This is a genomic window from Nostoc sp., from assembly GCF_036917935.1.
Lineage (GTDB): Bacteria > Cyanobacteriota > Cyanobacteriia > Cyanobacteriales > Nostocaceae > Nostoc.
Genome location: NZ_JBALEL010000037.1, coordinates 447249 through 473633, shown reverse-complemented (window position 1 = coordinate 473633; position 26385 = coordinate 447249). Strand labels below are relative to the sequence as shown.

Below are 26385 nucleotides of genomic sequence, written 5' to 3'. Positions count from 1 at the left end.
CCATTCTATTAAGGATCATTCCTTACAAAACGGGGTTTTAACTATGAGATTACGTCTACTTTGGATTTTTACTGACTAAAGGAGAAAGAATCATGAGTCGATATGACTACATTGTGATTGGTGCCGGGTCAGCAGGCTGCGTAGTTGCCAACCGTCTGACCGAAGACCCTGATACGACTGTATTGTTACTCGAAGCAGGTAATCCAGATACAAAACCAGAGATTCAAATTCCGTTAGACTGCACAACTCTACTTGGCACTGAGGTAGACTGGGGTTACTTCTCTGAACCAGAGCCGTATCTCGACAATCGCAAAATCTTTTGTCCTCGTGGCAAAGTCTTGGGAGGCAGCAGTTCAATCAATTTCCTGCTTTATGTCCGAGGGAATCATCACGATTACGATCGCTGGCAGTCACTAGGCAATCCCGGTTGGAGTTACCAGGATGTATTACCCTATTTCAAGAAATTTGAGCATCAGCAACGCGGTGCCTCCGAATACCACGGTGTAGATGGCGAGTTGAGTGTCACCGATCTGATTGCTCCTGCTACAATATCTCAACAATTTGTAGAGGCAGCAATAACGCTGGGTTATGACTACAATCCTGATTTCAATGGCATCCAACAGGAAGGAGTAGGGCCATTTCAATTGACGGTCAAAGATGGGAAACGGCATAGTGCTGCGGCTGCTTTCCTCCTGCCCATTCTCGATCGCCCCAATTTAACTGCAATGACTGGAGCTTGCGTAACTCGGTTGTTATTTGAAGGAACTCGCGCCGTTGGAGCAGAATATCTGCACAAAGGAACACTGCACCAGTCCAGGGTCGATAGGGAAGTGATTGTTAGTGCAGGTGCATTTGATTCCCCCAAGTTGCTGATGTTGTCAGGCATTGGGGATGCAGCACAATTACAAGCAATGGGGATTTCTGTTGTCGTTGATTTGCCTGGTGTCGGTCAAAATCTACAAGACCACATTGTTGTTCCTATTCCATACGAAGCAACTGGTGATTTACACACGGCAATTACCAGCAATGGCATCGCCGAAGCTGTATTGTTTTTGCATAGCGAAGGTAATTTGGAAGCTGCGCCGGATTTAGAGCTAATTTTCGGCCCGATTCTGTGGGCACCTCCTGGCCATGCAAACTCTTTAGGCTTCACGGGTCTGGTCGTTTTGACTCATCCCCAAAATATTGGCAGTGTCAGTTTGCGTTCGCCGGATGCCAAAGATGCACCAATGATTCGATTGAACTATCTGCAAAGTCAATCCGATGTGAAAAAGCTAATTGACGGAATTAAATTAATGCGTCAATTGTTTCATACCAGTGCCTTCGATCCGTTTCGAGGTCGGGAAGTTGCTCCTGGTGCCGACGTGACTAGTGATGCAGCACTCGAAGCTTATATCCGCAACGTTTGCGGTACGGTGTTTCATCCTATCGGCACTTGCAAAATGGGAACTGACTCTATGGCAGTTGTAGACCCCGAACTACAGGTACATGGAGTTGAGGGGTTGCGTGTCGTCGATGCTTCAATCATGCCAACTGTAATTACGGGACATACGAACGCGGCCAGTATGATGATTGGCGAAAAAGCAGCTGCTTTAATTAAAACAGCAGGTAGCTTTTCAAAGCAAGGACAGAAAGCAATTGCCAACTGACTCGCTCAATGACCGGACAATTTAGAAGTTACTAAGTGACGATTCTTCATGCCAGTTAAAATTTTGAGGTAGAAGAAAAATGAAGATTGCTCAATATGGAACAGCAATCGTGGTTCTTCATGCGATCGCTAATGGACTACATGGTTTAGCACATATAGAAATCCCAGTTGCCCTCTCTGTGCTTCAGAGTTCGTTTGTGGCGATTGTGACTTTTCTAATTCCCATCATTGCAGCTGTTTTACTTTGGACACAGTTTTACCGCCTCGGTAGCTGGCTGTTGCTGGGTTCAATGGCAGGATCACTCCTTTTTGCAATCTACAATCATTTGCTTGTAATTAGTCCGGATCATGTTTCTCAAGTTGCCTTTGCAGGTTGGGGAATGCTATTCCAAGTTACAGCCATCTTGATATTAATTGTGAATGGATTTGGCTGTTGGGTTGGTATAGTGGCATTGAAAACGACGACTCAGCAAGAACAAGTTTGGTAAACTACTCCTCGGTGTGGCGGGAGTCTTCTGAGGCTGCTAGATGAGTATTTGAGTTCACATTTATTTCTTATCAAGGTTGATTTAATATGTTCGATCTCGAACAAACTATTCAAGACCGGCACTCAACACGCAAATTCTTATCTCAACCAGTGCCGCGAAATTTGCTCGATGAAGCTCTCACTTTAGCCCAGTGTGCGCCGTCAAATTCAAACATCCAGCCGTGGCGGATGGTGTTTGCTGTTGGTGTCCGTCGCGATCGCCTCCAAGAGGCTTTGCTAAACCAAGCCAAGCAGCAACTGCCTAACATCCCACCACTTCCAGAAGCCTTCCAGCATTACCGCCAGGAACTAGGTGTGCAAGTCTACGGATCAATGGGGATTGCTCGTGACGATAAAGCGAATAGAACACAAGCCGTTCTCCGCAATTACGAATTTTTTGGCGCACCAGTGGTTGGTATTGTTTGTATGCACCGAGACCTTGGCGTTGCGGATGCTGTGAGTGTGGGGATGTATCTAGAAACGCTGGTGTTGTGCCTAACTGCTCGCGGACTTGGCACTTGCGTAGAGGTTTCACTAGCGGGTTATCCCGAAATCATCCGTAACGAATTGAACATTCCACCGGAATTATTGATTATTTGTGGTTTAGCCGTTGGCTATTCCGATCCTGATTTCTCCGCTAATCATCTGCATATTAGCCGTGAATCTGTTGAGAAAAACGTTAGGTTTCTCGACTATTAAAGCCTGTTTTTCCTTATTTTAGGAGATTTTGACATGGATAATGTAATAGCTTCAACCAATTTACCTGTTGTGACACCACCCGAAATTACATTGGTTCCTAATAACTCACTATTGACTGAGACACCAGAAGCAGGACGACAATTGGCAGTCAAAATGGCACGGCTAATTATTAAACTGACTCAGCCGGATGAAGAAAAACGCAACCAACTGCGAGACGTATATGGTAACGATGCCATGATGCTGATTGCCGTTGGACAGACGGTGGCAACAGAGTTTGCCACAATTGCTGCTGCTAACAATTACTGGCGTAAGTAATATCTCGACAGCATCAAATCAGTAATTTGCTCAGAGGTGATTTCCATGACACCCAAAGTAGAGACTCTTGCCAAACTCTACCTGGAAGGAGAATCTGTCGAACTCTCAGACCTAGATCAACAAGAACTCTGTGACTGGCTCATGGGCGAGTTTCAACAACTTCCGATTAATCCGATGTTCTCTGATTATATGCGCTATCGCACGGCTGCCGAAATGTGTGCGGATATTGCCCAAGAGCGTCTGTGGGTGTCGGCTGAGAGTTACGATAGCGAGATTTATCCGAATCCGTTTTATGGTTTTGCGTTCTTGGCAATTCACGATTATTACCATTGTGTAGCGAATGCTGACTTTAGCCTTGAAGGAGAAATCACTGCTTACCGCACACTGGCAAATCGAGTCCCAAGTTTACAGATTCAAAAAATTCTCTACTCCGAAATTGTGCTGAAATCCTCTGCTCACATTTATTTAGGTCATCCACCTGAATCGAAACTTGTATTTCCCTAAACAGACATTCAACTGGCGGTGGTGAAATCACGCGCTATAAGCCCCCATAACGTATTTTAATTTTGGAGGGATGCACAATGAAAATTTTTATTCGAGTGATCGTCAGTTTTTTTGTATTCCTTGTCGATGTCGTCTACGGAAATCGTTCCTACCCTCGGTTTTATGTGCTGGAAACCATTGCCCGCGTTCCTTACTTTTCATATCTCTCGGTGCTGCATCTTTATGAGACATTGGGCTGGTGGCGCAGGTCTGACTTGTTGAAAGTTCACTTTGCTGAAACTTGGAATGAATTTCATCATTTGTTGATTATGGAATCATTAGGTGGCGATCGCAACTGGAGCGATCGCTTCATCGCCCAACACGTTGCAGTGGTTTACTACTGGGTAGTTGTACTGCTCTATATGCTCTTTCCCAAGTATGCCTACTACCTAATGGAGCTAATTGAAAATCATGCTTACCACACTTACGACGACTATCTGAAAACTCACGCAGAGGAACTGAAAGCTCAATCGGCTCCTCAAGTTGCGATCGATTACTACCGTGATGGCGATCTCTATATGTTTGAGGAATTCCAAACTACACCAGGAGGTAATTTTCGCCGTCCTACCGTTGATAATTTATATGACGTGTTCATCAACATCCGTGAGGATGAATGCGAACATGTGAAAACAATGCAAGCACTCCAAAAACCAGAAGCGCGGCTAACCTTTCACAGTCCTCATACAGTTTTCGTTGCGACAAAAGCTTTACCCACGGTGGAAACGGAGAGCAAAATTATTGAACTGGGTTCAACCTTTCCTGTTCCACTCCGTCCAGATGATTCTCTATAAATATTTGCTTGCTAACAATACATCCGCTTGCACAGCAGGTTTTAACTCTGCTTTCGCCAAATCTGGCAATTGTCGTTCATTGCTCGGCAAAAACTTTTGAAGATTCTCATATACGGCACGAAATCTTCAAGTACGCTGCATGACGGCTGTAACCAAAGCGTTCGCGGCAGTATTCCTCAAAGCTACGGTGCGTGGAACGGTATAGTCGTCTGTCACGCAACTCCATGAATGCTTTACCTGCTTCAACAAAAGCACGTTCTACACGGCATTCTAAGTTTAGCCGCTCACTTTGTTCTTCTTCGGTCAACTCTAGAACTTCAACAGCCACAACCTCAATGGTTGCTGAGGCTGGCTTGTCTTGGGCAGAAATATTTTCGGGAGTAGAGTCGGTGGCTGGCTTTGGTTCAACAGATGCCGCAGAGGTAGCTTTCTTGTGTCTGGATGGTAGTTTGTTCATTGTGCTACCTCCAGGACAAATTGGCTCGTACAGATATTGAGTTGTGTCATCATGAAAATAGAGTTTTTATTTATGCCCCCATCCTTCAAATAGGCTGGGGTTTTTCGTTGCTTTTTATATTTTGCAGTCTTAAGCCACGACCAAATATGAAAGCTATTAAAAAATCTCATAGACCAATTATCAAAAAAACTACCACACCAAAGTCACTAACACAACAAAATACTGTTTGGGCGTATTCTAGAAATCACCCTCTTCAACACATTGGTAAAACAACGGCTAATACTTGATTATTTAACAGCGATTATTGCATTTTGGGTGACTATATAAATCTCATCTAGGTTGAAACCCGTAGTTTTTCCGTATCGGTTTTGAGATAAGTTGTAACCACACTCGATATTGAGTTTTATTTAGAATTAAGGGGCTGATTTAAATTTTTTGAGCAAAGAAAAGAACCGATAAATAGGGTTTAGTAACATATCCTCCGTGAGCATTTAATATCTGTATAATAGCATCAGAGAAATCCTGCTTTTCAGTTTCAGTAAATTCTTGATAAGCAGTTTGAGTTTTCAGAAGACCTAGATATCGCTCTGCATCATAATTAATAGACCAAGGATATTGTTTGACCACTAGGTTTGTGAAACAAAAACTATTTAATATCCAGTTTTCTCTTTTTTTTATTAGTGATTCAAGTGAGGATGCTTTAGAATTAGATATCGTTGACGGTACATATTTTTGAAACGTTTCTTTGAGTGCCTGAAATATTGGAGTATCCGGTAAAAGAGAAAAATTCCAAAAAAAAGCAATATAACCTTCTTCTTTTAAAGCTTGTGCAACTTTTGGATACCCTTTTTCACGATTTACCCAATGAAAGGCTTGGGCAGATATTGCTAAATCAAAGGCTTTTGGGCGTAAGTCCCAATTCTCGAAAGTAACTGTATCAAATGTTACTTTTGGATATAAATGCATATTTCGAGTTGCTATTGCAATAAGTTTTTCACCTGGCTCTAAACAGTGGATAGCGTAGCCCTTTTCAGCAAATGGAACAGTTCCCTTACCTGTTCCTGTTCCAATATCTAAAATTGAAGCTGAATCTGGAAGATTAGCCATCTCAATTACATCTTCAATCAATTGAGATGGATAGCTAGGGCGTGCTGCATCATAGATTTCTGCAACTTCATTAAAGGACTCACTACGTTTTCTGTTCATTACTGATAAATCCACAAAGGTATTTTGCTACCATAGCCTCGTAAGCATCTTTCCATTGCCACGCACTCTCTGCCGCAGTCCCTAAGAAGTGCTTATTCATCTGTGCTTGAATCGTCCTTGTAGTTAACGTTCGGTTTTCAAGCAGAGATTTGGTTAGTTCTTGGGCAACACCGACTACGGATTGCCCGTAATCTAGAATAGTTTGTAGGTCGAACAGAGAAACTTGTGTAGCGAGTTGGCTGACTATACATTATATATAGATATAATTTTTTCATTTATGTTTGGCGTACCCAATACTAAAGAGAGAAGATTTTGCTCACAGCAAAGAATTAAAAGAAGAATTATTGCCAAGATTTGTCAGGAGATAGCTTTGTCAAAAATCAACTTTAGAAAAAAATACTTTACAGCCATTGGAGTCACTTTGCTTACAATGGTGATCACCGCTTGCAATAACTCTGCTAAATCACAATTACCATCTGCCAATCGCCCATCAGTTGCAAATCTTTCGGATACGTCCAATCCAACTTCCCCACCTGTCTCTTCCACACAAAATTCTGCCAATTCCCAATCGTCGGAACAACAAGCTGTCCAAGTTATTCATGATTATTACGATGCTATTGCCCGTCAAGACTATAAACAAGCTTACTTGGCTTGGGATGGAGATGGATCTGCCAGCAAGGAGTCATTTGAGGAATTCAAGCAGGGTTTTGCGAATACCGTATCTGTTGTCGAAGAGGTTGGAAAACCAGGCTCCTTAGAAGGAGCGGCAGGCTCCCTATATATTGAAATTCCAGTTACTGTTACGAATGTCACTAGCAATGGGACTCCACAGCGATTTCATGGTAGTTATAAACTGCGACGAGTCAATAACGTTCCTGGCTCAACTCCACAACAGCGTAGATGGCATATCTACTCTGCCAATATTTCACTTGAGCAGTAATCAATTCTAGCAAAATCCTTCTTCATAAATAAAAACAGGATTAATATTTTGGTGTGGCGGCTCATTGAAGAAAAACTTACTAAGCCAGAAGCCACTAAATCAGAATTGATTGGTGGGGTTTAAACTAGTTTATTCATTGTCGAGCGATCGCCTGGGCGTTAGCTGTTACGCCTTTGCATTGATGCTTATCCAGCAACCTTTTCTAACCTCTTTTTCACCCCCTCAAGTTTTTTAGTCAGAGTGGTGATTTTCTCCAAAGTAGGGAGTACCTAAAGCTTTAGGGGGTGTAGATTTCCCCAACTTACCGACTAATGCTAATAAAGCGATCGCATAAGGTAGCATTACTAAAAATTGGTAAGGTATATTTGCTCCTAATGCCTGAATTCGCAGTTGTAAAGCTTCTGTAGCTCCAAACAGCAAACAAGCCAAAGCACTACCAAAAGGATGCCATCTGCCAAAAATTAATGCGGCGATCGCAATAAATCCCTTACCAGCACTCATCCCCTCGGCAAAAAATCTGACCTGTACCAGAGTTAAATAAGCACCTCCTAAACTCGCGAGAGTGCCACTAATCACCACAGCAACATAACGGATATTTTGTACCGAAATTCCAGCCGTCGCAGCAGCTTTAGGGGATTCCCCCACGGCTCGCAATGTCAATCCAAAGCTAGTTTTAAATAAAATGTATGTAGTTAAAATCACTAATATAAATAATAAATATACTAAAAAATCTGACTGAAATAGTAGCGGCCCAATCAGGGGAATATTAGCTAAACCAGGAATAATAATTGCCCCGATTCCAGGTAACTGCTGTGTACTACTGCCATTAAACACTAACCGGGAGAAAAACGATGTTAACCCAGATGCGACAAGATTAATAGCTAGCCCAGACACCAATTGGTCAACACGCAAAGTTACACACAAAAAAGCATGGAGTAGTCCGACTAATCCGCCAGCAATTAAAGAAGCCAGGATACCTTGCCAGGGATTACCAGTGTAGAAAGTGGCAGCAGCACTAGTAAAAGCACCAGTAAGCAACATCCCTTCCAAGGCGATATTTAACACCCCCGACCGTTCCGAGTACAATCCTCCAAGGGCAGCAAATCCTAAGGGAACAGCTAGACGCAAAGTAGCTACCAAGTAATCAGAGAAGAAGTTGAGATTATTCATAGAGTTATTTTTAAACGCAGAGGAACGCACGAGGGAAGCGCAAAGTTTCGCAGAGTTTTCTCTGTGTGACTCTGCGTTAAACCTTCGCGCTCCTTTGCGTTTTTACTCTTATTTCTCTTTCGACTGCGAAACTAATAGCAATAAACAATACCATAAAACCCTGAATCGCGTAAACCACAGTTCCCGGCACACCTGCACTACGTTGCATTACATTCGCACCACTGCGAAGCGCTGCAAAAAACAAAGAAGTCAATACTACACCGACAACACTACCACGACTTAAAAAAGCGATCGCAATGGCATCAAATCCATAACCAGGTGAAACTTGTTCAAATAGCCGATATTTCAACCCCATCACCTCACAACTCCCAGCTAACCCAGCTAAACCACCCGCAGCAGCCATCACCAGCATAATGGTACGTTCAACAGATATGTGGGCATAACGGGCGGCAATTGGGTTAAATCCCACAGCCGTAATTTGATAACCTAGAGGCGATCGCACTAACAATACCCATAAAATACCTGCGGCAATTAAAGCTAATAAAATCCCAGCATGGGCGAGGCTTTGTGGTAGGATAATCGGTAATCGGGCTGTTTTGGCAATTAATGGCGAATAAGGACTAGGCGCACCTGCTGCCATTAATGGATTTTGGACTAGGTAGCTAATTAAATTCACGGCGATATAGTTGAGCAACAAGGTAGTAATTACCTCATTAACTCCGCGGATTGCTTTGAGATAACCAGGAATCCCACCCCAAACTGCACCAAATAAAAATCCTGCCAAAAGTGCTAAGGGGATATGAATCATCGCAGGTAATCCTTGCACGTATAACCCAATTAAAGTACTTCCCAACGCACCCAGATAAATTTGTCCTTCCCCACCGATATTAAATTGCCCAGCCCGCAACGCGATTAACACGCCTAAACTGGTGAACAATAGCGGTGTCATTTTTGTGAGGGTGTTACCAAATCCAAAGTAGGTAGAGAGAGATTCTTGAAATAGGATGCTGTATGCGGTGATGGGATTTGCTCCAGCAATTAACATGAGGATAGCACCGACGATGAGGGCACAGGCGATGGCAATTAGCGGTGATAGGATTGGTAACAGAAATTTCATCCGATTAGTTGCGATCATCTAACACCACCACCCATTAACAAACCAATTTCTTCGACCTTCGCCGTGGCTGCATCCAAAATAGCGACAAACTCACCTCTGTAGATTACGGCAATGCGATCGCTCATTGTCATCACTTCTTCTAAGTCAGTAGAAATATACAAAATTGCGGCACCGCGATCGCGTTCTGCTAATATCCGAGAATGGACGGCTGCTGTCGCTCCTACATCTAACCCCCTTGTGGGTTGCATGGCGATAATTAAAGCTGGTGTCCGCGCGAGTTCTCGTGCTAACACTACCTTTTGTTGATTTCCTCCCGAAAGCTGACTTACCTTGATATCAATCCCATTCGCCCGAATGTCAAACTCTTGCATAGCAGCTTGGGCATGATTAGCGATCGCTTCTTGTTGTAACAAAAAACGGCGACAAAATGGCAGATATTTAAAAGCTTTTAAAATCAAGTTTTGGGCGACGCTAAATTGCAACACCAATCCCATTGTTTGCCTATCTTCTGGAATGTAGCCTACTGAGGAATCCTTGGGCGTAAACTCAATTTTACCCTGCTTAATAGTCCGCACAAGAGCGATGGCATCAGCTAATTCTCGCTGTCCATTGCCATCGACACCAGCAATTCCTAAAATTTCTCCCGCCCGCAGTTCAAAAGATACATTATTGACAGCAGGAATATTTCTTTCATCAGCAACTTGTAAATTTTGCACAGATAGGATGATTTTTCCTGGTAATCTAGGACTTTTATTTAACTGTAAAGCTACTTCCCGTCCCACCATTAATGTTGCTAACTGCTGAGATGTCGCTGCTGAAGTTGATATTGTTCCTACTACCTTTCCCTGGCGTAAAACTGTTACCGAATCACAGAGATTCATTACCTCTTCTAATTTATGACTGATAAAAATGATTGTATTGCCCACGGCTGCCAATTGGCGCAAGATAGCAATTAATGATTCTACTTCTGGCGGTGTTAAAACTGCTGTAGGTTCATCAAGAATCAACAACTTTGCTCGACGGTAGAGAACTTTGAGAATTTCTACCCGTTGTTGTGCCCCAACAGATAAATTTTCAACTTTGGCAGTGGGGTCAATTTCTAATCCATAAGCTTGGGATAATGCGGTGATTTCTTGCTGTTTATCTTGTAAATTCAGCCGCCAAGTTTTCCCCATCCCTAAGATGATATTTTCTGTGACAGTCAATTGAGGTACAAGCATGAAGTGTTGGTAAATCATGCCAATACCTAATTTAATTGCCTCATTTGGCGAGGAAATTTTTATTAGTTGTTCTTGGAGATAAATCTCGCCAGCATCAGGTTGATAGAGTCCACTAATAATATTCATTAAAGTACTCTTCCCTGCACCATTTTCGCCTAGTATTGCATGAATGCTTCCAGATGCGACAGAGAGATTGATATTGTCGTTAGCAATAAAAGACCCAAAGCATTTGGTAATATTGTTTAAGCGTAAATAGTTCATATTCACAAAACTGATAGCTCGTAGTGAGAACTTTTATCCTCAATATCTGGGCTAAAGTCCTCACTACAAAAGTTTTTTAATCTAGTCTGCTCAACCTATATTGTTGCTTTTTTTACGCAGCGCGTATCCTTCCCAGCCTCTTTACAGTCTTCAAAAACGATTTTTTTATTAACAATCTCTTGCTTTGCATTCAATACCTTTTGCTTTACTGCTTCCGGTATGATTGCTCCGAATTTTCCTAAAAATAAGATATCTGTCCTTTCTAGCCCAATTGTATATATTTGTCCTTTGATTTGTTTTTGTTTAGCTAATTCTGCTATGTAAACGATGGCTAAATCTAAGCGTTTGACAGCGCTGGTTAAGACAGCTTTTGGTGCAATGTCTAATTGATCCTTGGTGTTACCAAAAGCATATACTCCTTTTTCACCTGCTGTTTGTAAAACTGCGGCTGAAGCATTATCTAACCATTGATAGATGACATCAGCACCAGAAGAAATTAGTGCCAGAGTAGCTTCCTTGGCTTTGGCAACATCATTCCAATCACCTGTAAAAGTAGAAGTAATTTGGATATTTGGTTTAACAGACTTTGCCCCTAATTCAAATCCCCGCAGTTCTCCCTCGGTAGCGGGAAACTTTTCTCCAGCAATATAAGCTAATTTATTAGATTTAGTGACAGAAGCACCGATAATACCACACAAATAACTAGCTTGTAGGTGATCTATTCGTAAAGAAGCAATATTCTCAGCCTTGAGATTACCATTTACTCCCACAAAAAATGTGTTGGGGAACTGTGAGGCGACTTGTTCAATTGCGGCATCAAATTGTCCGCCATGCGCGAAGATGAGATTGTAGCCTTTACGAGCAAAATCTGTTAATACTTCTGTTTGATCTGCTTGTGCTACTTTTTCTACATAGGCGATTTGGGCACCTAGCGTTTGTTTTGCTAGATTGATTCCTTCATAACCAGATTGATTCCAGCCTTTATCGGTAATCATTCCAGGGAGAGCGATCGCTATTTTAAACCCTTCACTACCACCTGTTGTTGTTGCTGTTGGTGTTGTCGGCCTATTACTACAAGCTTGCACCACTAAGCTGGTGGCAAACGCGGCTGAACCAAACAAGATAAATTCACGCCGACTAAAGTTTGTTGTCATACCTCACCTTCAGATAGATACCTATTTTAGTTATTTCAACACTCTAAAGTCGTAGGTGGTCTTTTGTAACTTGTTGAGGAGTTTCATGAAACCGAAAACTTACTTGATAAAAATAGCGATCGCGATGTACTCATACAGGTTAATAGAGCCATCTGTTGCAAAACTCCCTTCTTGATAAGGATGGGGTTTTTCAGTGACAATCACTTTGTCTGGACAGCTTTGTTTTTGCTCATTCACTATAAACTTTTAGCTCAATGTTTTGTGATTGATTTTGTGCTTGGACGCGCCAGTTGGACAACAGAGGCAGTAAACCAATACTTATGCCTATAATCAATATCATTGGTCTAAACGAAATCATACTCATACCCGAACAAATATTGAATTTGATGTAGTATTAGATTTTACTAATTAATCGGCGAGATTCAAGCCAGTGTAATTACCGAGAAAGAGAAAAGGGAAATGTTGAAGAAGAAAAAACTTTTCCCCACAATGCCAAGAAGTCAAATCAATTCAAAATTCAAAATTATTAATTCAAAATTGCAAGACGCTCTCTACGAGACGCTAAAAGCGAACGCGGACTCTCGTAGAGAAGCCATGCCGTAGGCTTTACGCTGCGCTATCAGTGGGGGGCTTGAACCCACCACTGATTGTAGACCACTGATTCTTAGAATCAGTGGGAACCTCTACTCCGAATTAATTAATTCAAAATTATTATTATTCATTTTGAATTTTGAATTTTGAATTAAAAAAAGGTCAATAAGTCTGTTTTTTACTAACTCAAGCAATATCTAACGCAAGTTTTGATTGGAAATTCTCGAAAAATTTAGGTTAGATATTGCTTGGGTTAAGGCTGACCAAGGAAGTCCTGTTTACCAAGTTCTACACCGCAGTGTCTGAGAATGTCATACGCTGTTGTGACATGGAAATAAAGGTTTGGTAAAACAAAATAGAACAGATATGGCATTCCTTGAAAAGATAGAGTCTGGTCACGCATTTGTAGGGTAATTTCTCTCTCTTCTGAACCATCAATTTGCTCAGATTTGAATGTATTTAAATGAGAGATAGTTTTTTGAATGCGGTCAATAAGTTGAGGGAATGTAGTTTCATTATCCTCAAATTGGGGTGCTTCTATACCTGCTAATCGTGCAGTACCTCTATTTACAATGTCAGAGGCAATTTGCACTTGTTTTGATAACGGAAACATATCTGGGGATAGACGACTATTTATAAACACAGAAGGATCTATTTTTTTAGTTTCTGCATAAATAGCACCTTTTTGGAGAATATTTACCAGATTATTAAGTGTGCGAATAGATACAGGTATTGAAGCTTGGTACATTGAAATGGTCATTGAGATTTCTCCACAAAAAGTTGAAAGGATTTTGAACTGTCCCATCTAATATAAGGGTGAGTGACCACGATCTGGTGTCAAAAGATTTGTTTGTCTATATATCTAGTCCTAGAAACCAAACTCAATTCAAAATAATTCAAAATATTCTCTTTGCTCCCAGTTAGTCACCTGCAATAAATACTCTTCTGGTGGCAGCTCGGCGACGGACTGCAAAAAGCGATTAATTTCACTCTGTGATCAATTGCTACAGCAAAAATTTGCTTTGATTAACATTTGGCGAGCGATCGCCCCAGTTTATGAGTCACCATTAGCAGTGTGCGACGCTCTTAGTATGGCACCAACAGACCTAGTAGCTAGTGACCTCGTGTACCGCGATTACGTTGGTGAAAGCTACTTAATAACCTATAACCCAACAGATCAATGGTTCTACTTCCCCCAAATGCAACCCTGGGAGGCACTATTGTTTAAGTGCTTTGACTCCGCTAAAGACGGACGGGCGAGGTTTCCTGCTCATACTGGCTTTGATGACCCAACAAGCCCACCAGATGCCCCAGCTAGAGAAAGTATTGAATTGCGGACGCTGGTTTTCTATCCTACATAAGAATGATGACGCCTGGTATCCCAAACTGCGGATGCATTATTATCTGAGGCTGGGGCGAGGGTATTTTGCTAATCATGACGTTAAACTAGCTCTCGTCTGTTAGGCTGCAACATTTAATGTGCAATTATCTTAACCTCTCACGGATAGGCTATTTTTCATAAGTGGGGTAGCATTGCTTGAAACTTTAAGTCAAAAGTGGGAGCAAAATGACAAAAATCGCTCATTATGACTACATTGTGATTGGTGCGGGTTCTGCTGGGAGCATAGTGGCCTCAAAACTCGCTGCAAGTGACGAGAGTGTAAGTATTCTCCTACTCGAAGCTGGAGGAACTCCAGATAATGAAAAGATGTGGACACCAAGCAACTGGTTTGAGGTTTTGCAGAAATGTCCAGAAATTGAGTGGGGTTATCAGTCAGTACCACAACCAAATTTAAACAATCGCGTCATTAAGCTAGCGCAAGCAAAAGTTTTAGGTGGGTGTGCGCTGCATAATGCTATGGCCTACGTGCGGGGTAGCCGCTCTGACTTTGATGCGTGGGGCAAGGTAGCACCTGGTTGGTCATGGAATGATGTTTTGCCACACTTTCAGAACGTAGAGCAGATCATGAAAGTCTTGATCGGGGAAGCTTCGGAGTTGATCAACGATTTGTTTACTGCTGCCGCACAATACGGCTTGCCTCATAATCCCAACTACAATACCAGCGAAAGTCAATATGGATACGCTCTGTTTCAATTTAACGTGACGGGAACATCTAATCTAATTAGAGAAACTACATACAGCACTTTCCAGCCAGAAAAATATCAGAATGTAACCGTACACCCAATGGCTTTTGTAACCCGAATCTTATTCGAGGATACCAGAGCGATTGGTGTTGAATATGTCAAAGAGCGTCAACAACACCTTGCTTATATACAGAATGAAATTATTCTGAGTGCAGGTGCGATTGCAAGTCCAAAAATCTTGATGCTCTCAGGTATCGGTGACGAAAACGAATTAGCAAAATTTGATATTTCTGTAGTTGCAAATGTTCCAGAAGTCGGTCAAAATTTCTATGACGATCTTTTTGTTAGTGTCGGATTTTATATTCCCCAAAACAAAGATGTGCCATTCTATTCCTATGGTTTAGCCCCAGCTGTCATCTTTGCTTCTACAGAAAATAGTAGTTTAGTTATTGATATAGAATCCTCAGTCGGCGTTGGAACGCTCAAAGGTTTCCCTGGCCCAGAACGTTCTTTTTGGTTGTGGCCAAACATTATGCACCTAAAGAGTAGAGGAACTGTTACCCTGCGCTCAAGCAATCCTAATGATACTCCTATGATTGATCCAGGTTATCTGACGGCACCTGGAGATATCCAGATGTGTAAAACGGCACTTCAGTTAGGCATCGACATTGGCAATCAACTCGGCTTGAGCCAATGGCGGTCAAAACAAATTGCTCCAGAAACGGGTGCAGATTTGGAGACTTACATCAGAGAAACAGCCGATACAACACACCACTATTGCGGAACTTGCAGGATGGGGACTGATCGGGATTCCGTAGTGGACACAGAACTTAGGGTGCGCGGTATATCAGGACTCCGTGTCATTGATTCTTCCGTGTTTCCTCTCTCAATCACCGCGAATACCGCAGCTGCAACCATGATGATTGCTGATAAGGGAGCTGACATTATCATTCGCTCGTTACAATGTTGAGTATTTTGTTGGTCGGCATTAGACCTGTCCGAAATATAAATTTGGGGACAAAAAAATGGTAGAACCGAGATTTGAGCGTCTACCGTTGGTCTACCACAATGAAAAATCCACTCTATTATATTCAAAAATATCCACATCGGATCAAGCAACTATTGGGAATCAACTACGACCAATTTCTTTTGTTAATCAAACAAGCAGAAATGAGGCACAAGGAGCGACAATCTCAAAGAGAAGAAAAGAAAGTCCGTATTAACTCCAAACGATTCAATAGGATTATGCCTCTGATATTCAATCCGCACTTGTTTAATGTCAACTTGCTTAGACTCTGAAAACACAAGTTACCCTATTTGATATAGTCCCAGATTTTCAAACTGTGTTAATTCCGAGATCGTTAGCTGTGTTACAACAATGGCAGCAGAAATGTAGAGTGAGGGAGTATTTTGCTGTCCTGCGGTTAACTCTTGACTAACTAAAGGTAGTAATGCACCATTCGCCAGATAGAACAGAACTAATGACAGCCTGAGCTGCAACCACCGCAGGTAAAGCCGAAAAGTTAACAATCACAATATAGCTAATTTCAACAGCTAGGGTAGCGATCGCAATCAGTAACCTTTTGTGACGGGAGGCATCAACTAAGCGCACCTGTTGGGGTTTGTGCCAAAATTCCAGCAATGCTAGTGGTTGATAGAGCAATACCTACTTAAACTGGATTCCAATGACGATCTGCGGCTAAGAAAATTGCCAAGTAAGGTTCAAAAACATCTCGGACATCGCCCAAGGTAAGGTTGAGGCGATCCAAACTACGAACAGACGTGCTTTTAGAATTACCCAAGGAATGTTTATAACGACCAAAAAGCAGGTTACTAATCTTGTGTTTAAGTTTTTGCATCAATCTGCTTTGATCTGATTGAGTTACTATTAATATGTAAATCTTAATGAGATGTAATATTATTCGTCTCTTTCTTCAGACTGATTATCAGGAAAAAAATCAAATAAAATACATGATTTAAGGATGATTTTCTCGTCTAAAATTTGCTATGAGTAAGGAATGTATAATAATTAGGCTGTTATTAGCAACACTTTGAGGGAGAGAAAAACAAATATTACTCTTTGATAGCTTCTGTTGTGAGAGTTTTAATAAATACTAATCAGACTGGAGATAGATTCCAAGTAAATGAGAAATTTACCAAAATATAGTTACAAATATTAATATTTTCCGTTTTGGATGAAATACTCTGTCGCTGTTCCTGGAGATGGAAAAATGGTTTTTATGGAAAGTAAGGGCTTGTTCTTCATTGCTGACTTTCCATCCGTACAAGTCAATAAAGACTTTTCTCAAACTTTAGTTCAAATACCACCATCACCGGATTGTGAAGTTTGTGTAATTGTTCCAGTTCGCAATGAAGCTGAGACATTAGCAGCAACTCTTAGTGCCCTAATACATCAGGTTGATTTAGAAGGACAGCTTTTAGATCCTAGACGTTACGAAATAATTTTGTTGGCAAATAATTGTAGCGATGATTCAGCAGCTATAGCTCGAAGTTTGGCTGAACAAAATCCACAGATAGCACTGCATGTAGTTGAAAAAAGTCTGCCTGCTGCGTCAGCCTATATTGGTCGAGTACGTCAGATTTTGATGGATGAAGCATATCGCCGTTTGTGTAGCTTAGGACGCACAAGGGGGGTAATTGCTTCAACTGATGGAGACTCCCAGGTAAGCCCAACTTGGATTGCTGCCAATCTATACGAAATTAACTGTGGTGCTGATGCTGTAGGTGGGCGAATTGTTGTTGAGCGCACTGGTCTTGCCGAGCTAGACCCTTACGCCAGAGCTTGCCATCTGCGTGAAGTAGGCTACCGTTATTTAATTACCGAATTAGAAACTTATCTCGATCCCAACCCCTATGACAACTTTCCCCGGCATTATCAGCACTATGGAGCAAGTTTGGCAGTCACAGCAGAAATGTATGCACTGGCAGGAGGCTTACCACCAGTGCGGACTCCTGAAGATGTAGCTTTTTATCGTGCTTTGGTACGGGTAAATGCCCGGTTTCGCCACAGTCCCCTAGTGCGGGTAGTAACTTCGGCGAGGCAAATCGGACGTACAAATGTTGGTTTAGCAAATCAGTTGAGTGAATGGATAGAAATGGGACGGCAGCAGCAACCATTTGTAGTGGAGCCAGCAGCAGCTATTGAAACTCGTTTTATTGCACGCCGCCAATTACGAGCGATGTGGTGGTATGTTCTTAATGGCTATCAATCAGATTATCCTCGCGTTGCATCCTTGGCAGAGATGTTAGGAATTTCAGCCCAATGGCTTGTGCAGAAATTGACCCAACCTTATACCTTTGGTCAATTGTATGAAGAAGTCGAAGAACGCCAGCAGTCAGAAGGAACTTGGGCTTCGCGCTGGAAACTCGTGGAAATTCGACAAGCAATTGGAGATTTGCGCTTGCGTCTTGAAAGTTTGCGGCTCAGTTGGAGTAAACTCCAAGGGAATAATTTGACCCCGAATGATTTAGCTAAAACAAAAAGAAGCCTCTCGCCCGAAGGGAGGCGATGAGATGAATTTTTGGGCGACGAATCGCCAATTTCCATGTTTTTTGATACTATCGTGTTGGCTCAGGGTTACACCGAGCGAAGTCGAGGTGTAAGAAATTTATAGTCTGCGGAGGGGCTTCTCGTGGACTTAAAACAAAGCTCAGTTAATGTCCGACGGGATACCGGGAGTCGCTGAGAAGCCCACACTGTACTGCTTGCAGTCAGTGTGGGAGTATGTCACAACCATATAAAGAGCAGTACTCTGTGGGAAGCTTACGCAACACTGAGGGTACCGCGTCACCAATAGGAAAGCGTTACTAGCCGTGATACTTATATCCCCCGAATAGAATTCGGGGGATATTAAGCCTGAATTATTCTTCATTTGTTAAACTCGCTCGAATAAATCAAGTCGATATTCTTCCTCTCGTTTACCTTTTAAATGCCGCAGTTTATTTGGGGTCAACTCAAAAAACGAGTTATGAACTTCATCCCCACTCAACGGATAATCACGGGCATAGAGTGTCCAATGAACTAAAAGTAGATGTCCTCCAGGTTCCAGGTGTTCTAAAATGCACTGTTGGGATTTTTTCAGGTCTTCCCAGCTCCAGTAATAGCCAACTTCCGAGACTAGAGTTAAATCAAACATCTCATCAGGATATTGCTCTGGGACACGCATAATCTGGAACTTGACATTGGAGAGATGCCGACAGCGCTCTTTTGCTCTATTCTGTGCCAGTTTTGACACATCAACCGAGAGCAGGGAGTCACAACGCTTTTGTAGCTTTTCAGTTAAAACGCCAATGGAACCACCGATTTCAAAGGCAGACCGATAGCTCTCTTTGGGTAAAGCTGCAATCGTCGCAGCATATTTGTTAGCTTCGTATTCCCTTGTCTCGAACTTCCACGGGTCGGGATCTTCGCTGTAGAGTTTATCGAAGTAGCTGGGTGGTAAGGAGTCGGATTGTAACGGGTTCATTGGATTTCCTCTAAATAAACTTCCCAAGGATGAGTAAAGTTCGCTAACATTTCGGGACTCAGGCGAAAGCCTTCTGGGTCATCATCAATTAAATCTGTAATTTGGGAACGATAAGCAGCGATCGCTTGCTGTTTCAACTCCACTACCGTGTTAATATTCAACCGCCAGGTTGTTACCTCAAGAGATTCTGGTAGACTTCCCCGTTGGTTTGAATCCCAATCCCAAATCGGATACTCAATCAATCGGGGGGAAAAGCACAAATCATCCAGCACGGCGTGAATTAATTTCCACGTCCCTCGGTGGTCTGCATGAGGGTCATATCGCCACGGTAAAAAGATAATTTGTGGGGCGACTTCTGTGATGTAAGCACGACAACTAGCGACTGCACTTTGATACTGTGTTGAAATTGACCCATCCTGCATTCTCAAAAAGGTGACAGCATTAACTTCTACACCTAGTAATTTCAATGCTGATAAGGTTTCTGCTTCCCGCAAAGCACGGAGTTGATCTGCGGGATATTTTTGGGAATGAGGGTGTGAAAGAGTACCATCACTTATGACTAAAACTTGCACATCACAATTCAAAGACCGTAACAGAGCGATCGCACCTCCACAGCCTAACGTCTCATCATCAGGATGGGGTGCAACGATTAATGCCGGACTACAAGCGATCTCGTCAACGGAACGCCAGGGCAAAACACTAGGATTGCTTAGTGGTAATCCAATCAAGCCGAATTTATTCATCATTCCAAAGTAAATCAGCTTCCTTACTTTCATGCAATACATACTGTCCTACATTTGCCAAGGCCGCATCAAAAGCAGGTTGACGCAGATATAGAGTCAAATCTCGGATAATGCGTTCCATCGGATTTGGTGGTAGTAAGCCGCGAGTCCCAACAGAACGTTGGCACAAATGCATCACATCAATGCAAATTTGCTCAACTGCTGTCCTCACCATGTTTGCATAGGCGACGAGTTGATCTGCTTGTGGGTGGGTAACTGTGGGATAACCACCAAACGCTGGTGCATAGGCTGCTACCTGCTCTGCGGCCCCCCGCAGCCAGAGATTACCACTTTCAATAGCGATCGCCATTTTGCCAAGCCGTTCCTGTTGATATGGATCGTTTGTATATTCCAACTTCTGGAGATACTGGCGAGTCAGGTTAAACAGTGCTTCTGCCCCACCTAGTTGCACGGCGGCAAACCGAATCACTCCCACAGACAACCACGGCTGTCGATAGTAATCTCCTGGCTGCCCGATTAAAGCGCTCTGATCCAACTCTACACCGCTAAAATCCACTTTGTAACTAGCGGTAGCTCGCATCCCAGAAGGTTGCCACCAAGCTGGATCGCTAACCGTTGTCACTTCGTCCATCGGCACAATGCACATTTGCCAACCGCCTTCTGGCAATACTCCATTAACAAAAGGACGTTCTACATAACCTGCACCGGTGCAAAACGTTTTAGAACCTTCCAGGCGATAACGTCCATTCTCAAAAGGAATTATCTTGACACCATCAGAGGCTTCGGCATTCCAAACACCAAATATTTTCTGGCGATCGCGGGCATCACGGGCGTAGCTTGTGATTTGTTCTATAGAACCAAAGGTCTGAATCAGTTGCAGAGCGTTGATATGTCCTTCATAAATTCGACCAACTGCCAGATTGCCATGCCCTATCTGCTTTAAGAGGATTAAAAGTTCGTAGCTAACATTAGCATCAATTCCTGCACCCCATCCGCCTAATTCTTTCGCCAATGGTGCAGCCAATAACCCCGACTTAGCAATCAGTTCAAACTCCTGCCTGGGAAAAGCACTATTGCAATCTATAGTACTGGCATTGTTTGCACAATAATCGGCAATTTCCTTGGCACGTTTTAGATCAAGAGCAATCTTAGAATCAGACCATTTGGGGATGACGATATTCTGTGATAATTGGATGTTAATAGCCGACTCCTTTCTGTAATATTTCTTTATATCTTGTTGATAGTAATGAAATTAAGTTGGTTAATCAATCTATCTTTTGTGTGATTATATACTCAGCAAAAAGAGAGAAAATGAAAATGCCTCTCAGCTGCACATTATCCAATTAGGCAGTATAAACAGTAATATCCTCCAGCAATTCCAAATTCAAAAATTTAGGAGGAGTCAAGTCGTTGTCAGATGCGAATTTCGGCAGATTAGGCAATACATTTGCGCTTTAAAAAATGTTCTTGTGGAAGGGAATAGCGATCGTACAAGTCAAGCCATCCACTCAGTCCACTGGGGCGCATCTGCCACGATCTGAGCAAAGCGGAACTTCTCACACTCCAACACCTCTTCAGGCTTCAGATAATCCTGATCCTGCCTGCTGGTGTAAGTCCTTCTGTCAATATCTTTGGCGTTATGCTCCTCATCGATGGCGATACCAACCGCCTTCCTCCACCGAGAAGCCCCCTCCGAAGCACATCTTAAGTTGCCAAGGATGTGATAGCATACCTTCAACAAATTTAAATAGCATAACCAATCCATGAATCAAGTTCGACTTCCCAAAGTTAGCGTCGCCGTGATTGGTTTGGTAGTTGCAAGCGTATTTCATACTACTCCCGTGCTGGGAGCTATTCTAACTAGACAAGAATTTTCGGGCGATTTTACCTTAGTCGATGCTACTACCCCTCTATTGGAGAACTTTTTGCCAGAAGAGAGCGAATATTCGGGATTCGTGGTTTACTCAAAGGATGGGACTTTGAACGATTGGGAGCTTAACGTCAACAATCTAGACCTGAATTTGAAGAGAGGCTCTACTAATGGCGGTAACTTAACCCCGGATGTCGATTTTGAGCTTGATTCTAGGTCGAATTGGAATTTAGTAGTTGATTTTGGCATTGCTTTTGATGCTCCAAGATATACCTTAGAAAGAACTTCAAGCTCTGAAATTACCTTAACGGGTGAAGTGGGACAGGCAGGAACATACATCTATCAAGATTCTGCTGCCAATATTATCCTGAGTTCTTCATCTACATCGGTACCTGAACCCACTTCCCTACTAGGTTTATTGTTTGGAGTTGGTGCAATTGCTGTCTCTAAAAAAGCTGGGGAGACGAAATCTGAAGCATGAATTACTCAACTCTTTTGCAAAGCTTTCTCGATCTACACAGCGCATAGCCAATCACAGACTACAGAGGTACACCCCGAAGCGAAGTTAACCCAAAGGCAGCGAAAGTTAACCGTAGGGTTTGCACACTCCCATTGGTTTCTTTAGAACCTAGCATATTTAGCTAATGGAGGCGATCGCCTTTTTAACTGATTAATTAACCACAGACACTTCTGACAATTTGTAGAAACTCCCGTAAAACAGGTGTCATATCTTCTTGTCGCCACACTACAGCCGTTTCTACTAATGGTGTTTTTTCTTCTAAAGTGCGATAAACTACACCAGCCCTTTGAAGATTTTGCAAAGAAGACGGTACGATCGCAATCCCCATTCCTGCTGACACTAGCCCGATAATTGTCTGCATTTGGATTGCTTCTTGAGTCACTTTTGGGCTAAAATTTCCTTGCTGGCAAAGACTCAGGATTTGATCGTAAAGTCCGGGGCCCAAATGGCGGGGGAACATAATAAAATTTTCGTTCAAGAGCGATCGCACTGAAATATTTTCTTGTCTAGCTAAGAAATGAGTTTCTAGCAAAGCTACAATTAGTCCTTCTTGCTGAATGCATTCTTGATTGAAAGTATTGTCTTCTAAAGGTGGATGGGCAAAACCTACATGGATGCGGCGATTGAATAGCGCTTGTTCTTGCTGAGTTGTCGTTAATTCTTGCAATACTAACTCCACTTCTGGAAACTGTTCTCGAAACTGCCGCAAAATCACAGGTAGCAAATCGTAAGTTACTAAGGTGGTGAAACCTACTCTTAGTTGTCCTTTCTCACCCCTACCTGTCCGTTGAGTCAGATCAATTGCTTTTTCTAGTTGAGCGAACAATTGATAAGCTTCTTGCAAAAATACTTGTCCGGCTTCCGTTAGCTGCACCTGTCGTTTAGTTTTGCGTTGAAAAAGTTCTACCCCAAGGGATGCTTCTAGCTGTTGAATTTGTTGGCTTAAGGGAGGTTGAGCGATGTGAAGTCGCTCTGCGGCTCTACTAAAGTGGAGTTCCTCAGCTACAGCAATGAAGTAGCGCAGGTGTCGCAGTTCCATAGTTTTGATATTTTATAAGTCTCAATTATTCATAAATATATATTGGACATATCAAAACTTGCTACCTATCATACTCATACATGCAAGTTAGAGGATGATGTAACGATGTCGGAGAATTTGAGAAGCCAAATTGTGACGCAAGGAGTGCAGCGATCGCCAAATCGAGCTATGCTGCGGGCAGTTGGTTTTAAAGATGAAGATTTTAATAAAGCCATTGTCGGTATTGCCAACGGTTACAGCACGATCACTCCCTGTAATATGGGGATAAATCAACTGGCGCTCATAGCAGAGGCTGGGATTAAAACCGCCGGTGCAATGCCACAAATGTTTGGCACGATTACCATTAGCGATGGGATTTCAATGGGAACTGAAGGGATGAAATATTCCCTTGTATCGCGGGAAGTCATCGCCGATTCCATTGAAACCGCCTGTACCGGACAAAGTATGGATGGTGTGCTAGCCATTGGTGGCTGTGATAAGAATATGCCAGGAGCAATGTTAGCGATCGCCCGAATGAATATCCCTGCAATATTCGTTTACGGTGGCACAATTAAACCCGGTCACTACAACGGACGCGATTTAACTGTTGTCAGTTCTTTTGAAGCTGTTGGTCAACACAGTGCTGGAAAAATTGACGACAAGGAATTATTAGAAGTTGAAAGTCGGGCTTGTCCTGGTGCTGGTTCCTGTGGGGGAATGTTCACGGCTAACACCATGTCTTCAGCATTTGAAGCGTTGGGGATGAGTTTGCCCTATTCTTCGACAATGGCAGCAGAAGATGCCGAAAAAGCCGACAGCACAGAAAAATCAGCTTATGTGTTAGTCGAAGCCATTCGCAAACAAATCTTACCCCGGCAAATTATCACCCGCAAATCTATAGAGAATGCTATTTCTGTAATTATGGCGGTGGGTGGTTCCACAAATGCCGTGTTGCATTTTTTAGCGATCGCTCGCGCTGCTAATGTAGAGTTAACCCTAGATGACTTTGAAACAATCCGCGCCCGTGTTCCCGTTTTGTGTGATTTAAAACCAAGTGGTAAGTATGTAGCTACAGACTTACATAAAGCTGGTGGCATTCCGCAAGTCATGAAGATGCTACTCCTGCATGGCTTATTGCATGGTGATAGCCTCACCATTAGCGGGCAAACCATTGCAGAGATATTAGCAGATATCCCAGAAGAACCATCTAGCAACCAAGATGTGATTCGGACTTGGAATAACCCGATGTATCCTCAAGGACACTTAGCCATCCTCAGAGGTAATCTGGCAGTGGAGGGGGCTGTCGCTAAAATTACCGGGGTGAAAAAACCAGTAATTACCGGGACTGCACGGGTGTTTGAGTCAGAAGAAGCCTCTTTAGATGCAATTTTGGCGGGTAAAATTCAAGCAGGTGATATTTTGGTTATCCGCTACGAAGGGCCCAAGGGCGGCCCAGGTATGCGGGAAATGTTGGCACCCACCTCAGCAATTATCGGGGCTGGTTTGGGTGATGCAGTGGGATTAATTACCGACGGACGCTTTTCTGGCGGTACTTACGGTATGGTGGTTGGTCATGTTGCACCAGAAGCAGCCGTTGGTGGTGCGATCGCGCTTGTAGAAGAAGGCGATAGTATTACTATTGATGCACCCGCTCGTTTATTGCAGTTGAATATATCTGAAGAAGAATTAACCCGTCGTCGTGCCAACTGGCAACCTCCTGCTTTGCGTTACACTAAAGGCGTATTGGCGAAATATGCCAAATTGGTATCTTCTAGCAGTCTTGGGGCTGTGACAGATTTGGATTTGTTCAATAACTAGTTATTAAGCCAATAGCCATTTAAGTTTCACTTTTAAAGTTTTGAGGAGTCAGGAGCCAGAATAAAGATGCCTCCTGACTCTCTACTTCCGGCTAGATTCAGCGCTGTTGACGATATTAAATACTCTTGTTCTTGTTTATATGGATACAGATTTTTATATTTGCGCCTAATATCCTGGATTGAAGCATACTCGTTTCAGGTGGATAGCATCATTTTTTGTCCCCATAAAAGTAGCTATAAGAAATATTACATATTGCTTTAGCTACTTTTATAAAAGTTAAATTAATTAACTCAAATTAGTCATTTTTGTCACATGAATAAAACATCCGAAAGTCGGCAAAAAAAAACTGCTCTAATTACAGGAGCGGCTAGTGGGATAGGCTATCAATTAACCCAGATTTTTGCTCGTCATAATTATAATCTTGTGTTAGTGGATAAAAACGAACAAAAACTTACTGAAATTATAGATGAATTTCCGCAAAAATTTGGCATTTCCGTCAAAATTTTTGTTAAGGATTTATCTATCCCAACATCCCCAGAAGAAATTTTTACAGAACTACAGCAAGCATCCATCAAGATTGATGTGCTGGTAAACAATGCTGGCTTTGGTACTTATGGAGTATTTAGCGAAACAGACCTTAGCATTGAACTGAAAATGCTCCAGGTAAATATGGTCAGCCTGACTCATTTAACGAAGTTATTTCTCAAGGATATGATCGAGCAAAACTATGGAAAAATATTAAATGTGGCCTCCGCTGCTGCTTTTCAACCAGGGCCTCTAATGGCAGTTTATTTCGCGACAAAAGCCTATGTCTTATCATTTTCAGAAGCGATCGCTAATGAATTAGAGGGCACAGGTGTCAGCGTGACTGTTCTTTGTCCAGGGCCAACAGCATCGGAATTCCAACAAAATGCTGCAATGGAAGATTCAAAGATTGCTAACGTTAACAGAATGATGGATACGGAAACCGTCGCTAGAATTGGTTATCGGGGCTTAATGAAAAACAAAACTGTTGTTGTTCCTGGGATGAGAAATAAGATATTAACTGAAAGCGTCAGATTTACGCCCAGAAATTTGGTAACAAAGGTTGTGAGAAGTATGCACGAACTCAGAAAAAAATAGTTAGCCCCTTTCCTCAAGGTAACGAAGTGGAGTAAAGAGGGGAAGTATAGCGACTAAATAACAGGGTTTGATGCCCTGTTTTCT

The 26385-nt window shown here is 42.5% G+C and carries 27 protein-coding genes; 13 read left to right on the top strand and 14 right to left on the bottom strand.

The window, feature by feature from the left end; all coding sequences use genetic code 11:
- Positions 1-92: 92 nt before the first annotated feature.
- From V7K62_RS17220 to V7K62_RS17195, 6 genes are all read left to right on the top strand, one after another.
- Entirely contained in the window at positions 93-1649 is a 1557-nt protein-coding gene (locus V7K62_RS17220) for a GMC family oxidoreductase (RefSeq protein WP_334865970.1), read from the top strand.
- A 79-nt stretch (positions 1650-1728) separates the two neighbouring features.
- Positions 1729-2136: a hypothetical protein gene (locus tag V7K62_RS17215; RefSeq protein ID WP_334865968.1), complete on the top strand. Its 408-nt coding sequence runs from the start codon at positions 1729-1731 to the stop codon at positions 2134-2136.
- 86 nt (positions 2137-2222) lie between these two features.
- Positions 2223-2873, top strand: coding sequence for a nitroreductase (locus tag V7K62_RS17210; protein ID WP_334865966.1), 651 nt, complete (start codon positions 2223-2225; stop codon positions 2871-2873).
- 33 nt (positions 2874-2906) lie between these two features.
- Complete coding sequence (locus V7K62_RS17205; RefSeq protein WP_334865964.1) at positions 2907-3188, top strand: hexameric tyrosine-coordinated heme protein; 282 nt, start codon at positions 2907-2909, stop codon at positions 3186-3188.
- A 45-nt stretch (positions 3189-3233) separates the two neighbouring features.
- Positions 3234-3692, top strand: a complete 459-nt coding sequence (locus V7K62_RS17200) for a hypothetical protein (RefSeq protein ID WP_334865962.1) — start codon at positions 3234-3236, stop codon at positions 3690-3692.
- Positions 3693-3769: 77 nt separating this feature from the next.
- Positions 3770-4522 (top strand): alternative oxidase, encoded by a 753-nt coding sequence (locus tag V7K62_RS17195; RefSeq protein ID WP_334865960.1) that lies wholly within the window; start codon positions 3770-3772, stop codon positions 4520-4522.
- Positions 4523-4628: 106 nt separating this feature from the next.
- On the opposite strand, the gene V7K62_RS17190 is transcribed toward V7K62_RS17195, so the two are convergent.
- Together V7K62_RS17190 and V7K62_RS17185 are read right to left on the bottom strand one after the other, a co-directional pair.
- Positions 4629-4979 (bottom strand): hypothetical protein, encoded by a 351-nt coding sequence (locus V7K62_RS17190; RefSeq protein WP_334865958.1) that lies wholly within the window; start codon positions 4977-4979, stop codon positions 4629-4631.
- 426 nt (positions 4980-5405) lie between these two features.
- Positions 5406-6200, bottom strand: a complete 795-nt coding sequence (locus V7K62_RS17185) for a methyltransferase domain-containing protein (RefSeq protein ID WP_334865956.1) — start codon at positions 6198-6200, stop codon at positions 5406-5408.
- A 355-nt stretch (positions 6201-6555) separates the two neighbouring features.
- On the opposite strand from V7K62_RS17185, the gene V7K62_RS17180 reads away from it, so the two are divergent.
- A complete protein-coding gene (locus tag V7K62_RS17180; protein WP_334865954.1) occupies positions 6556-7125 on the top strand; it encodes a hypothetical protein in 570 nt (189 codons plus the stop codon).
- A gap of 231 nt (positions 7126-7356) precedes the next feature.
- Here V7K62_RS17180 and V7K62_RS17175 read toward each other — a convergent pair whose 3' ends face one another.
- From V7K62_RS17175 to V7K62_RS17150, 6 genes are all read right to left on the bottom strand, one after another.
- Complete coding sequence (locus tag V7K62_RS17175; protein WP_334865952.1) at positions 7357-8295, bottom strand: ABC transporter permease; 939 nt, start codon at positions 8293-8295, stop codon at positions 7357-7359.
- A gap of 76 nt (positions 8296-8371) precedes the next feature.
- Complete coding sequence (locus tag V7K62_RS17170) at positions 8372-9430, bottom strand: ABC transporter permease (RefSeq protein WP_334865950.1); 1059 nt, start codon at positions 9428-9430, stop codon at positions 8372-8374.
- Entirely contained in the window at positions 9427-10893 is a 1467-nt protein-coding gene (locus V7K62_RS17165; RefSeq protein WP_334865948.1) for an ABC transporter ATP-binding protein, read from the bottom strand. Before V7K62_RS17165 ends, V7K62_RS17170 begins: the two co-directional genes overlap by 4 nt.
- Before the next feature lie 95 nt (positions 10894-10988).
- On the bottom strand, positions 10989-12047 hold the full coding sequence (locus V7K62_RS17160) for a BMP family protein (protein WP_334865946.1): 1059 nt from the start codon (positions 12045-12047) through the stop codon (positions 10989-10991).
- A 99-nt stretch (positions 12048-12146) separates the two neighbouring features.
- A complete protein-coding gene (locus tag V7K62_RS17155; RefSeq protein ID WP_334865944.1) occupies positions 12147-12284 on the bottom strand; it encodes a hypothetical protein in 138 nt (45 codons plus the stop codon).
- Positions 12285-12891: 607 nt separating this feature from the next.
- Entirely contained in the window at positions 12892-13398 is a 507-nt protein-coding gene (locus V7K62_RS17150; protein ID WP_334865942.1) for a DUF1993 domain-containing protein, read from the bottom strand.
- Positions 13399-13660: 262 nt separating this feature from the next.
- On the opposite strand from V7K62_RS17150, the gene V7K62_RS17145 reads away from it, so the two are divergent.
- Together V7K62_RS17145 and V7K62_RS17140 are read left to right on the top strand one after the other, a co-directional pair.
- Positions 13661-13999 (top strand): CmcJ/NvfI family oxidoreductase, encoded by a 339-nt coding sequence (locus tag V7K62_RS17145; protein WP_334865940.1) that lies wholly within the window; start codon positions 13661-13663, stop codon positions 13997-13999.
- A 206-nt stretch (positions 14000-14205) separates the two neighbouring features.
- A complete protein-coding gene (locus V7K62_RS17140) occupies positions 14206-15693 on the top strand; it encodes a GMC family oxidoreductase (protein ID WP_334865938.1) in 1488 nt (495 codons plus the stop codon).
- Between the two features lie 465 nt (positions 15694-16158).
- On the opposite strand, the gene V7K62_RS17135 is transcribed toward V7K62_RS17140, so the two are convergent.
- Entirely contained in the window at positions 16159-16386 is a 228-nt protein-coding gene (locus tag V7K62_RS17135) for a hypothetical protein (RefSeq protein WP_334865936.1), read from the bottom strand.
- A gap of 7 nt (positions 16387-16393) precedes the next feature.
- Positions 16394-16582 carry a hypothetical protein gene (locus tag V7K62_RS17130; RefSeq protein WP_334865934.1) on the bottom strand — a complete coding sequence of 63 codons (189 nt, stop codon included), beginning with the start codon at positions 16580-16582 and terminating at the stop codon, positions 16394-16396.
- A 372-nt stretch (positions 16583-16954) separates the two neighbouring features.
- Here V7K62_RS17130 and V7K62_RS17125 point away from each other — a divergent pair, with 372 nt between their 5' ends.
- Complete coding sequence (locus tag V7K62_RS17125; protein ID WP_334865932.1) at positions 16955-18256, top strand: glycosyltransferase family A protein; 1302 nt, start codon at positions 16955-16957, stop codon at positions 18254-18256.
- Between the two features lie 363 nt (positions 18257-18619).
- On the opposite strand, the gene V7K62_RS17120 is transcribed toward V7K62_RS17125, so the two are convergent.
- Genes V7K62_RS17120 through V7K62_RS17110 form a run of 3 tightly spaced genes read right to left on the bottom strand, consistent with a single transcriptional unit; the run spans position 18620 to position 21070 of the window.
- Positions 18620-19210 carry a class I SAM-dependent DNA methyltransferase gene (locus tag V7K62_RS17120; RefSeq protein WP_334865930.1) on the bottom strand — a complete coding sequence of 197 codons (591 nt, stop codon included), beginning with the start codon at positions 19208-19210 and terminating at the stop codon, positions 18620-18622.
- Positions 19207-19956 (bottom strand): PIG-L deacetylase family protein, encoded by a 750-nt coding sequence (locus V7K62_RS17115; RefSeq protein ID WP_334865928.1) that lies wholly within the window; start codon positions 19954-19956, stop codon positions 19207-19209. The genes V7K62_RS17120 and V7K62_RS17115 overlap by 4 nt, the downstream gene beginning before the upstream one ends.
- Positions 19946-21070: an acyl-CoA dehydrogenase family protein gene (locus V7K62_RS17110; RefSeq protein ID WP_334866045.1), complete on the bottom strand. Its 1125-nt coding sequence runs from the start codon at positions 21068-21070 to the stop codon at positions 19946-19948. Before V7K62_RS17110 ends, V7K62_RS17115 begins: the two co-directional genes overlap by 11 nt.
- A 646-nt stretch (positions 21071-21716) precedes the next feature.
- On the opposite strand from V7K62_RS17110, the gene V7K62_RS17105 reads away from it, so the two are divergent.
- A complete protein-coding gene (locus V7K62_RS17105; RefSeq protein WP_334865926.1) occupies positions 21717-22304 on the top strand; it encodes a PEP-CTERM sorting domain-containing protein in 588 nt (195 codons plus the stop codon).
- Positions 22305-22497: 193 nt separating this feature from the next.
- Here V7K62_RS17105 and V7K62_RS17100 read toward each other — a convergent pair whose 3' ends face one another.
- The gene (locus V7K62_RS17100) at positions 22498-23382 is read right to left on the bottom strand and encodes a LysR family transcriptional regulator (RefSeq protein WP_334865924.1); all 885 of its coding nucleotides are present in this window, start codon (positions 23380-23382) and stop codon (positions 22498-22500) included.
- Positions 23383-23487: 105 nt separating this feature from the next.
- Between V7K62_RS17100 and ilvD the strand changes: the two genes are divergently transcribed.
- Both ilvD and V7K62_RS17090 read left to right on the top strand, forming a co-directional pair.
- The gene (gene ilvD / locus V7K62_RS17095; protein ID WP_334865922.1) at positions 23488-25179 is read left to right on the top strand and encodes a dihydroxy-acid dehydratase; all 1692 of its coding nucleotides are present in this window, start codon (positions 23488-23490) and stop codon (positions 25177-25179) included.
- A 312-nt stretch (positions 25180-25491) separates the two neighbouring features.
- Positions 25492-26301, top strand: a complete 810-nt coding sequence (locus V7K62_RS17090; protein WP_334865920.1) for an SDR family NAD(P)-dependent oxidoreductase — start codon at positions 25492-25494, stop codon at positions 26299-26301.
- Positions 26302-26385: the final 84 nt, after the last annotated feature.